The organism is Marinobacter sp. CH_CUG1437-1 (assembly GCF_037029655.1).
Lineage (GTDB): Bacteria > Pseudomonadota > Gammaproteobacteria > Pseudomonadales > Oleiphilaceae > Marinobacter > Marinobacter salsuginis.
The window spans coordinates 485,727-498,309 of sequence record NZ_JAYMEW010000002.1 but is presented as its reverse complement, the minus strand read 5'-3'; the positions used below and the strand labels follow the sequence as shown (position 1 = coordinate 498,309).

General features: G+C 56.7%; 12 protein-coding genes. 6 read left to right on the top strand and 6 right to left on the bottom strand.

The features are described from left to right. The first annotated feature begins 212 nt into the window (after positions 1 to 212). Positions 213 to 860 (top strand): alpha/beta family hydrolase, encoded by a 648-nt coding sequence (locus tag WA411_RS07690; RefSeq protein WP_291907214.1) that lies wholly within the window; start codon positions 213 to 215, stop codon positions 858 to 860. A gap of 3 nt (positions 861 to 863) precedes the next feature. On the opposite strand, the gene WA411_RS07685 is transcribed toward WA411_RS07690, so the two are convergent. After that, complete coding sequence (locus WA411_RS07685; RefSeq protein ID WP_291907216.1) at positions 864 to 2,705, bottom strand: sensor domain-containing diguanylate cyclase; 1,842 nt, start codon at positions 2,703 to 2,705, stop codon at positions 864 to 866. Positions 2,706 to 2,817: 112 nt separating this feature from the next. Here WA411_RS07685 and rlmM point away from each other — a divergent pair, with 112 nt between their 5' ends. Beyond that, complete coding sequence (gene rlmM / locus WA411_RS07680; RefSeq protein WP_291907217.1) at positions 2,818 to 3,894, top strand: 23S rRNA (cytidine(2498)-2'-O)-methyltransferase RlmM; 1,077 nt, start codon at positions 2,818 to 2,820, stop codon at positions 3,892 to 3,894. Here rlmM and WA411_RS07675 read toward each other — a convergent pair. Then, a complete protein-coding gene (locus tag WA411_RS07675; protein WP_069183365.1) occupies positions 3,891 to 4,181 on the bottom strand; it encodes an antibiotic biosynthesis monooxygenase family protein in 291 nt (96 codons plus the stop codon). The genes rlmM and WA411_RS07675 overlap by 4 nt on opposite strands. Positions 4,182 to 4,267: 86 nt before the next feature. On the opposite strand from WA411_RS07675, the gene tusA reads away from it, so the two are divergent. After that, a complete protein-coding gene (gene tusA, locus WA411_RS07670; protein WP_291907221.1) occupies positions 4,268 to 4,507 on the top strand; it encodes a sulfurtransferase TusA in 240 nt (79 codons plus the stop codon). A gap of 16 nt (positions 4,508 to 4,523) precedes the next feature. Here tusA and dsbD read toward each other — a convergent pair whose 3' ends face one another. Continuing rightward, positions 4,524 to 6,416 (bottom strand): protein-disulfide reductase DsbD, encoded by a 1,893-nt coding sequence (dsbD, locus tag WA411_RS07665; protein WP_291907224.1) that lies wholly within the window; start codon positions 6,414 to 6,416, stop codon positions 4,524 to 4,526. Between the two features lie 187 nt (positions 6,417 to 6,603). Between dsbD and WA411_RS07660 the strand changes: the two genes are divergently transcribed. From WA411_RS07660 to pdxB, 3 genes are read left to right on the top strand one after another with little or no spacing between them, the layout of a single operon-like run. After that, a complete protein-coding gene (locus WA411_RS07660) occupies positions 6,604 to 7,158 on the top strand; it encodes an elongation factor P hydroxylase (RefSeq protein WP_083231775.1) in 555 nt (184 codons plus the stop codon). A gap of 6 nt (positions 7,159 to 7,164) precedes the next feature. Continuing rightward, positions 7,165 to 8,448, top strand: a complete 1,284-nt coding sequence (locus tag WA411_RS07655) for a DEAD/DEAH box helicase (protein WP_291907226.1) — start codon at positions 7,165 to 7,167, stop codon at positions 8,446 to 8,448. Positions 8,449 to 8,465: 17 nt separating this feature from the next. After that, a complete protein-coding gene (gene pdxB / locus WA411_RS07650; RefSeq protein WP_291907228.1) occupies positions 8,466 to 9,617 on the top strand; it encodes a 4-phosphoerythronate dehydrogenase PdxB in 1,152 nt (383 codons plus the stop codon). 46 nt (positions 9,618 to 9,663) lie between these two features. Here pdxB and htpX read toward each other — a convergent pair whose 3' ends face one another. The 3 genes from htpX to WA411_RS07635 all read right to left on the bottom strand — a co-directional run bounded on the left by htpX (position 9,664) and on the right by WA411_RS07635 (position 12,337). Then, the gene (htpX, locus tag WA411_RS07645) at positions 9,664 to 10,545 is read right to left on the bottom strand and encodes a protease HtpX (protein WP_069183371.1); all 882 of its coding nucleotides are present in this window, start codon (positions 10,543 to 10,545) and stop codon (positions 9,664 to 9,666) included. Positions 10,546 to 10,640: 95 nt separating this feature from the next. Next, positions 10,641 to 11,111, bottom strand: a complete 471-nt coding sequence (locus WA411_RS07640; RefSeq protein ID WP_222464697.1) for a hypothetical protein — start codon at positions 11,109 to 11,111, stop codon at positions 10,641 to 10,643. An 11-nt stretch (positions 11,112 to 11,122) separates the two neighbouring features. Continuing rightward, positions 11,123 to 12,337 (bottom strand): pyridoxal phosphate-dependent aminotransferase, encoded by a 1,215-nt coding sequence (locus WA411_RS07635; RefSeq protein WP_136631795.1) that lies wholly within the window; start codon positions 12,335 to 12,337, stop codon positions 11,123 to 11,125. Positions 12,338 to 12,583: the final 246 nt, after the last annotated feature.

Sequence of the window (12,583 nt, the reverse complement as noted above, 5' to 3'; positions counted from 1 at the left end):
CAATGGGTTTATAGTGGGGAAATATGCGGGCGCAAGTATGGAGAAACGGTAAGCTGTTTGCAATGACTCAGGTCAACTCCTGACATCCGTCAAATGCGCCGAAATCAGCAACATGGCTTCCTTTTCAGTACTGTTATTGGAGTTGTTTCAGCGTAGGGAGTATGTGTTGCCTGAGTGCAATGATAGTCGCTTAAAGGGGTGAGGTGAATTCTGTGGAGTTGATTAAGACTAAAGGCTATGAAAGTCATTCTAAAGTCGTGCTGATTCTGGCGCACGGTGCTGGAGCGCCGGCCGACTCGACCTTCATGGAAGACCTGTCTGTGGCTCTTGAGCGTGAGGGTATTGGAACTATTCGCTTTGAGTTTCCCTACATGCAGAAACGTCGCCAGGATGGTAAGAAGCGCCCGCCAGACCGGGAGCCGGTACTGCTGGAGTACTTTTCCGGGATAATTGACCGGGTTCGGGCAGAGCTTGGAAGCGGCAGTCTGATTCTGGTTGGGGGTAAGTCCATGGGCGGCCGCATGGCGAGCATTCTCGCCAGCCGTCGGGACGATATTGACGGTGTGATCTGTTTTGGCTATCCCTTCCATCCACCGGGGAAGCTGGACCGTTGGCGAACCGCACACTTCCGGGATCTGAACTGCCCGATTCTGGTGCTGCAGGGAACGCGGGACCCGTTTGGCAAGCCCGACGAGCTGGCGGACCACCAACGGGACCTCGAAGCCATCGATTTGCGCTGGCTGGAAGGCGGCAATCACGATTTCCAGACCCTGAAAAGTCAGCCACAAACCCAGAGTGAGCTGATTGCGCAGGCTGCCCGGGAAACCCGGATCTTTGTAGATGAGCGGTTTGAATTCTGAGCGTTACTCTACCGCGATCGTGTCAGACAGCTGAGCGCGGTTGCGACCCTCGCTTTTCGCGCGATAGAGCGCTTCATCTGCTCGCTCGAACAGCTGGTTCTGGGTCTCACAGGGGTTGAGCGACGCGATTCCAGCACTCAGCGTCATTCTCACCTCGGTGCCATCCGGACCCAGAAGCGGCGTGCTGGCGATGTCTTGCAGCAAGGCCGAACAGACGTTCAGGGCGCCTGCGGCATCGGTTCCCGGTAGCAGCAATGCAAACTCCTCACCGCCAAAACGGATGGCGACATCCCGCGGACGCTTTACATGCCGGGTCAGTATTTCGGCTATGAATTGAAGGCAGGTATCGCCGAAGCCGTGGCCCCAGGTGTCGTTTATGCTCTTGAAGTGGTCAGCGTCGACCAGGGCCAGGGTCAATGGTTGGGAGGTTCGACGGGCCTCGGCGCATAGCTCGGGGAATATGTTGTTCAGGTGTCTCCGGTTATGCAGGCCCGTAAGGGCGTCGTTGAGGCTCATTGTCGATAATTTCCGGTTGGCCTTTTCCAGTTCCCTCATGGTATTTCTCAGCTGCGCTGTGCGCTCGTGCACCTTGAATTCCAGCTCTGTCCTTGCATTGTGTTCCACATCGAGGAGCTTTTGGTTTAGCAGGCGCCATCTCTGGACCATGGCATAGTTCAGTAGAATCACCTGTCCACCAACCGCTGATTGCATGAGGGCTTCCCTTGCCAGGAAGTCTGTAAGATAGCCAAATGCGGCCAGGGCGTAGATCAGTCCTCCAACCAGCATGATCAGCCACGCCATCAGGTACCAGATGGCGGGTTGATAGCCCTGCTTCCAGCGGACGGCCGCAATGATGAACAGGCTCGAAATAACCGTCATCGCCAGCACCGTGTTCAGCAGAATGGTCTTGTTGTAGGGCAGGATCAGTGTGAGAAGCAGAAACCCGATGCAGAACCAGGCCTGCCCCTTGAGCACGGTCTCGGAGATGGTTCGCCTTTCCACTTCCAGGAACGAACGGCCAAAAAGTATCATGGCAAGGGCGCAAAGCGACAAAGATAGAGGGATTGAAGTGTTGGCAAAGCTGGCGTTGTCTGGCCAGAAGTACTGATTCGCAAAGCCGCCCATGGCGAACAGAAAGAGCCCCAGTGCCGCCAGGTAGAACGCGTTGTAGAAGTAATAGCCGGTCCCGGAACTAAAAAAGAGTAGCAGGTTGAAAACCGCGAATACGAGGAGGGCTCCGTAGAAAAGCCCGTGGGTCAGTGTCAGGTGATTGCTGCGGGCAATCACTTCTGCAGCAGTTTCAAAGCTGAGCGGCACGTTGAGAGCGCCATTGCTGTGGATCCGGATTGTTAAAGACCGTGTCTCGCCGCCATCCAGGGTGACGGGGAGTAGAAAATACCGGTAGTCTACCGCTCGTGATGCGAAAGGCCGCTGATCACCGGTAGCAAGGGTTTCCGTAATTCCGTCGCCCGTTTGCCAGAAGGTCACTTCGTCCAGCAGGGGATAGTTGACCTTAAGGTACCAGGCGGAGCGTTCAGTTCCGGGGTTCCTGACTTCCAGGTGGACCCAATAAACGGATTTGGTGTGACTGAAAACCAGGTCCCGCCCGTTCGCTGGCGTCCACTCGAGATCTTCAGGAAGCTCGGTCGGATCCTTTGCCCGATGGCCGGGTGCGCCCGGCGGCGCGCTGTAATAGCAAACGTATTGCATCAGTGACGCGCGGGTAGCAGGATCGGTCGCATCGAGTGTGGGGCAGCCAGACGGCCGGGATCCTGCGTCTGGCAGTGCCAGCGCAGGGATCAGCAAAAGGCTGAGAATGGCAATCAAGCGCAAAACGGACGTCATTCATGGCTTCCCGCGTCTATCAGAGCGGGAAGTGTAGCCAGAGAGGACAATCCGCGCTGTTAAACAGATTCAACTTTTACGGGTTGGTTTTCAGCCCTCTTTCAGGAAATGCATGGAACAGATTCTCGTGTTTTGCCGGCCCGGCTTTGAAACCGAAGCGGGTCGTGAAATGACTGACTCAGCCGCGGAAAAGGGTATTTTCGGCTATTTCGAGCCTGTAAAAGACCAGGGGTTGGTGCGTTTTTATCCGGCTGCGCCACAAACCGCGGAAGATGTGATGGCCCGCCTCATGCTTGAAGAGCTGGTATTTATTCGGGACTGGATCGTCGTGCTCGGAGAATTCAGCTTGCCCGAAACTGACAGGGTGGGTGCCGTGATAGAAGGGCTTCGGGATCTCGGGCGAGGCTATCCCGGATGTGCGCGGCTTGAGGTCAGGTTGCCAGAAAACAATGCCGACAGCGATCTTGGAAATTTTGCCCGAAAGTGGGTATCGCCGCTCTCCCGGGGCCTGCGCGGAGCCGGCCTGCTCAAGGCCGACCAGAATGCCCAGGCTCCGGCGCGTCTGGAAATTCTTCTGCAGGACTTCTCTTCGGCGGTTGTCGGTTTCAGCCTCACGGATAACCGGGCCCGCTATGTTGGTGGTATTCCGCGGCTGCGGCTGCCAGCATCGGCGCCCAGTCGGTCTGCGCTCAAGCTGGAAGAGGCCTGGAAGGTGTTTTTACCACCGGAACAAGAGCTTGAATACCTTGGTGGTGGTAAGAAAGCCGCAGACCTGGGGGCCGCACCCGGTGGCTGGACCTGGCAGCTTGTACGCCAGGGCATGATGGTAACGGCCGTTGATAACGGTCCCATGCAGGCCGAACTGATGGCGTCGGGGCAGGTGGAGCATGTGGAAGCGGATGGTTATGGCTGGCGTCCCAGGCGGGGGATCGACTGGATGGTTTGCGATATCGTGGACCAGCCCCGGAAGACTGCAAAGCTGGCGGTGACCTGGCTCGGCGAAGGCCTTTGTCGTTACACGGTATTCAATCTCAAATTGCCGATGAAAAAGCGGTACGACGAGTGGCTAACCTGTCGGGATATCCTCGTGAATGGCCTGAGCCAGGCGGGCATCGGCTTTCGTCTCAAGGCCCGCCACTTGTATCATGACAGGGAGGAGATCACCTGTTTTATTGAACGGACTGGCTAAAAGACGCTCTGTTCCAAGACGGTGATGTGCTCGTCTTCGTCCATCATGGGGATGAGTTCCAGCATGAGCTCGCGACGTTCGTCGGAGTGGAACCAGCGGTCCCAATCCGCTTCGGATCGCCAATTGGCCAGGGTAAACCGGTGATTGGGGTCATGGCTGTCTGCCAGGGTTTCTCCGGAAATGAAGCCGGGTGCACTCACAGCCTGCTGCAGAACCTTGCGGGAACGTTCTTCGTAAGCTTCTTCCAGAGTCTCGGCAATATGACGTTCAATCAGAACCCGGATCATGACAAATCTCCAAGTGTTTTAATGGTTATAAACAATAATTTAGCAGGTTTTTACGAAAAATCAGGTTCAATGACAGGAGAACTAGTGTGAGCGCAACCGAATACGACCTGGAGCTGGACGCCCGTGGTCTTTTCTGTCCGGAGCCGGTCATGATGCTGCATAACCGGATAAACGATGTTCAGCCCGGTGGCGTGTTGCGAGTTGTGGCCACTGATCCTTCCACGACTCGGGATATACCGAGATTCTGCCAGTTCCTCGGCCACGAGCTGATTAGTAGGGTCGAAGACGATGACCTGTTTGTCTACCTGATACGCCGGGGGCAATAGAAGAGCTGCTCGTTGGTTAAACCTCCGGGCGTAGCGTCCGGAGGTGCCCCAGAAATTCCTCCCGATCCATTTCGCCCAGCACCCTCCGTTGGGGCAGCTCTTCTCCATTGGTGCCATAGAACAGTATGGCCGGCGGTCCGAAGAGGCCGAGTTCGTCCAGCATTGCCTGTTGTTCCGGTGTATTGTCGGTCATGTCGATCTGCAGCAAGGTGTAGGGGGCAAGCGCCTGAATCACATCCGGCTTACTGAACACGTTGCGCTCCATGACCTTGCAGGAGATACACCAGTCGGCATAGAAATCCAGCACAACGGGCCTGCCCTGTTCCCGCGCCTGCTGCAACATTGTCCGGATTTCAGCGGGCTGTTCGACGCGCACGAAATCCGCGTGCTGAAGACCTGGGGTGCCAACGGCGCCGGATGACGCCGAGGCTATCGTGAAGGGTGCCAGAGGCTTCAGCGGGTCGTTGGCGCCGCCCACAGCGCCGGCGAGCAGAGCAAGGCCGTAGGCGAAAAGAACCAGGCCAAGTCCTTTACGGGTGCGCTCCCAACCTGCCTTTGCGGCATCAAAGGCGCCCAGCTGGACGCCGGTGATAGCAACAAGAAGACCCCATAATGTCAGCGCCAGCCACCCCGGGACCAGACGCTCAACCAGCCAGATGGCCACCGCCAGTAACATTACCCCGTAGAAGTGTTTCACCGCGGTCATCCAGTGGCCGGTTGTTGGCAGCAGTTTCCGCCCTCCCACGGCTACCAGAATCAAAGGAATGCCCATGCCCAGACCTAGTGCAAAAAGCGCGACACCACCGATTACGGCGTCCTGAGTGGTGGAGATATACAGCAGACTGCCCGCCAGCGGCGCCGAGACACAGGGCGATACGATGAGGGCAGACAGGGCGCCAATACCGAAGATGCTGAACACCCGGCTACCGGTGAGGCGATGGCTGGCGTCATTGAGTGGTTCGCGAATGAAGCGGGGAAGCTGGATTTCGAACAGATCAAACATCGACAGGGCGAATACAACGAACAGCAGGGCAAAGACGCTCAAAACCCAGGGTGACTGCAGCTGTGCCTGAAGGTTGAAGCTGGCGCCGAGCAAGCCTGTCAGCACCCCGGCTGCGGCGTACGTCAGTGCCATGCCCAGAACGTAGCTGCCGGACAAGAGCAGGGCATGACCGGTGGTTCGGGTGTTCCTGCCAGAAACCAGCGATGAAATTATCGGTACCATGGGCAGGACGCAGGGGGTAAAGGTCAGTCCCAGCCCCAGCAGCAGAAACACGCCTGCGATTACGAGGGTAGATTGCTGAGCGAGAAAACCGGCAAGACCGGTGGCGGTCTCGGTGTCCACGGGGACGCTCTGCCCCCCGGAAAAGCCGGCTGCCGAGGCGGCTTGCGAGCCTGAGCCGCCGCTTCCCTGATAGAAAAGTACATCTCGTGTCTGGGGCGGGTAGCACAGTCCCGCCTTGGCGCAGCCCTGATAGGTTACCTGCAGCTCAGCTTCCCGGATGCCGGCAGGAAGGGAGACCGGAACACGGGCTTCAATGGGGTCGAAAAACACCGTGGTTTTGCCGAAGAATTCGTCTTCCGTCACCGTTCCCGGCGCCGAGAAAACCGGTTCGCCGAGAGCGACATTGGGGTCTTTGGCGGTAACGCTGACCCGTTCTCGATAGAGATAGTGCCCGGGTGTGATATCCCAGGAAAGAACCACGGAGTCGGCATTGGTGGTGAAGCTGAAGGGCAGTGCTTCATCTACCGGCAGGAACTCGTTACCCTGGCCACCAAACAGGGAGCTGCCATTACTGCCAAAGGCCCAGGAAGCCGAGGCCCACAGCGCGAGGGTAAGTGCGAGAAACAGGCCAAGCGATTTCGCCCATTGGCGTTTCATCTTTGATACTGCAGCGAAAGCCATCATCGATTGTATGATTTCCCGGTTAGTGTCTCTTTAATCAGAGTCTTTAAAAAGCGGACTGTTACAGCAAAATCGCTGCCGGCCAACGCCAGCAATGGACACGAGGGGACTATCAAAGTTCCCTCTGGTATTGGGGGCAGTAAAGTCGCACAATAGCCACCCAATGAATCACAGTCCGAATGATCTTATCATGCTGTTCAATGACCTTTTCCGGGAAGCATACCGGACAGTTCTGGTCAAAGGCAGCGATGAACCTGAATACTTGCCTGCCAGCGGGCCCGAGGGCCTCGCTCAGGTTATTTTTGCTCACGGCTATTATGCCAGCGCTTTGCATGAAATAAGCCACTGGTGTATTGCTGGTGAGCACCGGCGCACACTTCATGACTATGGTTACTGGTACTGTCCGGATGGCCGAACACTGCAACAGCAAGAGGCTTTCGAGCAGGTCGAGGTTAAACCGCAAGCCATTGAATGGTTGTTTTCGGTGGCTGCAGGTTCCCGTTTCCACATCAGCGTGGACAACCTCTCCGGAGTTGGCGCAGCCAATGAAGCGCGTTTCAGACACAACGTCCGGAGCCAGGCAGGCGAGTATCTGGTGCGAGGTTTGCCGCGCCGGGCCCAGGCATTTTTTGATGCGCTGGCAACATTTTATGGTACCGGAGAAACCCTTGAAGAGCGCTGGCTTGAAGATGCCCGGCGTATCGCTCCGTCTTATTCTGAATCAGGACATTCCCAGGAAAACTGAAACTCTATGACATCTGACCCAAAACACACCGGTGACCTGAGGTTCAGTGATCTGAACCTCGACAAGCGTTTGCTGGATGCCATTACGGCCATTGGTTTTGAATACTGCACACCCATCCAGGCCGAAACACTGCCCTGGACACTGGCCTGTGAAGACCTGATTGGTCAGGCCCAGACCGGCACTGGTAAAACCGCTGCGTTTCTGATTACGGCCATCCAGAGTCTGCTGGAAACCCCGGTTCCCGAGAAAGATCGTTTTGCTTCCGAACCCCGGGTACTTGCCCTGGCGCCGACACGGGAGTTGGCCATGCAGATTGCAAAGGATGCCGAGCAACTGTGCCAGCACACCGGGCACAATGTGGTGACCGTCGTTGGCGGCATGAACTATGACAAGCAGCGGGACCAGTTGCAGAATGAGATCGTCGACATTCTCGTTGCGACTCCTGGGCGCCTCATCGACTTTCTAGGATCCCAGGATGTATTCCTGGACCAGCTCGACATCCTGATTCTGGATGAGGCTGATCGAATGCTCGACATGGGCTTTATCCCCGATGTGAAGCGGATCATCCGCAAGTGTACCCCCAAGGAGGAGCGTCAGACCCTGTTGTTCAGCGCCACCTTCAACCAGGACGTGCTCAATCTGGCCTCCATGTGGACGAGTAACGCAGAGTTCGTGGAAATCGAGCCGGAACAGAAAACAGCGGAGCGGGTTGAACAAACCGTGTACCTGGTGGGGGACGATGAGAAGCTTCCGGTCCTGGTTAATTTCCTGAAACGGCCGGAAGTGGAAAAGGCGCTGGTGTTTGCCAATCGCCGGGACCAGTGCCGCGACCTGGAAGAGGACTTGAGGAATCAGGGCGTAAAGGTGGCTCTGATGTCTGGCGAGATCGCCCAGAACAAACGCCTCAAAACCCTGGACCAGTTCAAGAAGGGCAGTATCCAGGTGCTGGTTGCTACCGATGTGGCCGGCCGTGGCATTCACGTGAACGGCGTGACCCATGTCTTCAACTACAATCTGCCGGATAACGCCGAGGATTACGTGCACCGTATCGGGCGTACGGGCAGGGCTGGCAAGCATGGGGTTTCCATCAGTTTTGCCGGGGAGGATGATTCGTTCGCACTCCCGGCCATCGAGACCTACATCAGCCAGAAGCTCAAGACTGCGGTGCCCGATGAGGCGCTTATGGCGCCCATGGAGAACCTGCCGATTACCCGCAAACGTGGCCGACGACCACAGGGTTCAGGCGGCCGTGGTCAGGGTGGTCGTAATCAGCGTCAGCGCAGGAACTGACAGGGCCGGATACCATCATGTTGATCGTAGCAGACGAGAATATTCCCTTACTGGATTGCTTCTTCGGCGATATCGGAGAGATTCATCGGGTCTCCGGTCGTACCATGTCGAACGCGGATGTCCGTGATGCTGACATACTGCTGGTCCGTTCCGTCACGAAGGTAAACCGTGAGCTTCTGGAGGGCAGTCGGGTCCGTTTCGTGGGCACATCCACCATCGGTACCGATCATGTTGATCTCGACTGGCTCGAGCAGTCGGGGATCCGGTTCTCTGCGGCGCCGGGTTGCAACGCCAACAGTGTCGCTGAGTATGTGCTGTCCGTGTTATCCCTGCATGCTGAACGGCGTGGACTTTCCGACTGGTCCCAGCTTAGCGTCGGTATCGTCGGCGTCGGGAATGTTGGCGGTGAGCTGGCGCACAAACTGGAACGCCTGGGCTTCGGTGTGCGCCTCTGCGATCCGCCCAGAGCGGATCGGGAAGAGGGCGATCAGGAGTTTGTGGCGCTTGAAGAAGCCATGAGGTGTGATGTGGTTTCCCTGCATACTCCGCTGACCCGCGAGGGGGATCATCCCACGCTGCATATGATCGGCGAGTCCGAGCTTGCGGCCCTGAATTCGAATCAGCTCCTGATCAATGCTGGTCGGGGAGAAGTGATTGATTCGTCAGCGCTGCTGGCCCGCCTTGAACAGCCCAACCCGCCCACTGTGGCCCTGGATGTCTGGGAGCAGGAACCCAGAATTCACCCCGGGCTGGTTGAAAGGGTCTGGTTGGCAACACCCCACATCGCCGGATATAGCCTGGAAGGCAAGGTTCAGGGAACCGAAATGATCTACCAGGCCCTGAGCCACTTTTTGGGGCTGCCGGTTCGCAAGAAGGCGGGTCAGTTTTTGCCGGAGCCGGCCCTGAGCAAAATTTCATTTACCAGTTCTGCCGATGAAGAAGATGCCATCCGTATTGCGCTGAGAGCCTGCTACGACCCTCGTCGCGACGATGCCAGACTGCGCAATACCATGACCGGATCCGCTGAGGAGCGTGGCGCAGCCTTTGACAGGCTACGGAGGGACTATCCGGTTCGCCGGGAGTGCTCCAGCCTCAAGATCCAGCTCAAGGGCACCAGCAAATCCTTGCAGGACAGTTTCAGGGCTATCGGATTCAAGTTGAAAATCTGATCCTGCAACACCTGAACAAAAAACGGGGCCTTTGGGCCCCGTTTTTTTATAGCTTGGCCTGCTGTAGCGCCTGAATCCTGTCTTCCAGTGGCGGATGCGTCATAAACAGGGCGCTCAGGCCACCACGGGCTCCCCGATTGATACCGAATGCCTGCAGTGAGTCCGGCATTTGATCCGGTACCTCGCTCTCCTGTTTCAGCCGTGCCAGCGCGCTGATCATGGCTGAGCGACCCGCTAACTGGGCACCGGCAATGTCCGCACGGAATTCACGGCGACGGGAGAACCAGAAGACGATGGTGCTCGCCAGAATGCCCAAGACAATCTCGGCAACGATGCTGACCGCGAAAAAGCCGAGCCCGTGCCCGCTTTCATTCTTGAAAATCACCCGGTCGACAAAGGAGCCGATCACCCGGGAGGCGAAGATCACGAAGGTATTCACCACACCCTGAATCAAGGCCAGCGTAACCATGTCACCGTTGGCAACGTGGCCGATTTCGTGGCCCAGCACTGCCCGGATCTCGTCCTTGTTAAAGCGGTGTAAAAGCCCTTCGCTGACCGCTACCAGCGAATCGTTTTTGTTCCAGCCCGTAGCGAAAGCATTGGACTGGGACGCCGGGAAAATGGCGACCTCTGGCATGCCGATACCGGCATTCCTGGCCAGCTCGGCCACAGTATCCACCAGCCAGCGTTCGGCCGGCGTGCGCGGGGAATCAATGACCCGGGCCCTGGTGCTCCACTTGGCCATTCGCTTGGATATCAGCAGTGACACGATGGCGCCGGCGAATCCGAAGACCGCAGCGAAAGCCAGCAAAGAGCCGTACTGAATGCCATTTTGGGCGAGGTAGCTGTCTACGCCCAGAAGTCGCAGTGTAAAGCTGGCGACAAGGATTACAGCAAGGTTGGTTGCCAGAAACAGCAGAATACGCATGTTGGTTCCCTGATCAGTTCGTCACAGAAGATAAAGCCGTCACTCAGACCGTTATATGCGGACGTGGTTCAATCAATCAACGAGCTTACGGTGATTTAATGATTGCCGCGGTCCGCAAAGAAGGTAGTCTGCATGATATGGCTGATTCTGGCGGAGTTACCACTGCGCAGGGCTGTCCGGATCAGGTGAATGTGGGTGGAAAGATCTTCCTTGACCGAAGGAGGCAGCGAGCCGGCTGAATTCTCCCCGGGAACGCCGAATTCCCTGGCTAAAGCTTGCGGTGCCGGAGAGCTGAGGCGGATAAACGCGTCCCGTGTCAGTACAGCCTGGTCCAGAGCCTCCTGGCGAATGGTATCGATGTACCTGAGCAGGCCTTCCTCAGAGAGCCAGAGCAGGGCCCCAAAACAGGCCATGTGCCGCTTGCTGTGCAGGCCGAACTCGTCCGGCTCGTCCGGCCCGGCTATGTCTTCGACAAATAGGTTTATCCGACGCGGGAAGGCGCCATAGAGTTGCACCAGAGCAATCGCCGCATCCTTGTAGAATTCCTCGACGTGAATATCGGCCATGGTTCTCCCCGTTATTGCTGGTATTGGGCCAGGAAGTTTCCGAGCCGGCCCATGGCGTCTTCCAGGGTGTCTTCCCGTGGCAGGAACACCACTCTCAGGTGTTGTTTGTCGTCAATGTTGAACGCAGACCCCTGCACCAGAAGAATTTTTTCCTGAATAAGCAGGTCCAGGACCAGCTTCTCATCATTCACGATCGGGAAGTGCTTCGGATCCAGTTTCGGGAAAAGGTACAACGCGCCCTGAGGTTTAACGCAGCTTACCCCCGGGATGTCGTTGAGCATTCGCCAGGCGATCTCCCGCTGTTCATACAGTCGCCCGTCCGGTGCCACCAGATCATTGATGGACTGGTAGCCCCCCAAGGCTGTCTGAATGGCCAACTGGGCCGGCACATTGGCACAGAGCCGCATGTTGGAGAGCATGTCGATGCCTTCGATCAGATCCTTCGCCCGATGCTTGGCACCACTGACAATCATCCAGCCCGAACGGTAACCGGCTGCCCGGTAGTTCTTGGACAATCCGTTATAGGTGAAGAAAAGCACGTCGTCTGCCAGTGAGGCGGTGGAAACATGCTGGGTACCGTCGTAGAGAATCTTGTCGTAGATTTCGTCGGACAGAATGATCAGGTTGTGCTTTCTAGCCAGTTCGATGACCTGTTCCAGAAGCTCTTTCGAGTACACCGCTCCAGTCGGGTTGTTCGGGTTGATCAGAACAATGGCACGGGTTCGTCGGGTGATTTTCTTGCGGATGTCGTCGATATCCGGAAACCAGTCCTGCTGCTCATCGCACCGATAATGCACGGGCTTGCCACTGGAAAGGGTGACGGCGGCTGTCCACAGGGGGTAGTCCGGGGCGGGAATCAGCACCTCGTCACCGGTGTTCAGCATGGCCTGCATGGTCATGACGATGAGCTCACTGACACCGTTACCCAGGAAAATATCGTCGATATCGACTTTATCGATGCCCCGCTGCTGACAGTAGTGCATCACTGCCTTGCGAGCGGAGAAAAGCCCTTTTGATTCCACATAGCCCTGGGCCATGTGCATGTTGTAGATGACGTCCTGCTGGATTTCCTCAGGCACGTCCAGTTCGAAGGCGGCTGGGTTGCCGATGTTGAGCTTGAGTACTCGATGACCCTCTTCTTCGAGTCGGCGTGCTTCCCGCAGAACTACGCCACGGATTTCATAACACACGTTATCCAGCTTGGCGGATTTATAGTAGTTCTGCATAAGACCCGGCTGTCCTTCTTTTGAGAGCGGAAAATGGCATCTGCCAACACGACAGGCCTTTATTCTAGCGGAGCGAGGGCCAGCGGCAACAGGGGAATTATGATGAATTGTGGCGTGTCGGGGCAGATTTAGCTCACAAACCTGAACCGTTTTTTAAAAATGATGGCCGTACAGCCTGCAATGCCATGGTTTTTTACTCTGCATTGTGAACAATGGTCCGGGACTAATGGAAATATCAAACGGAGA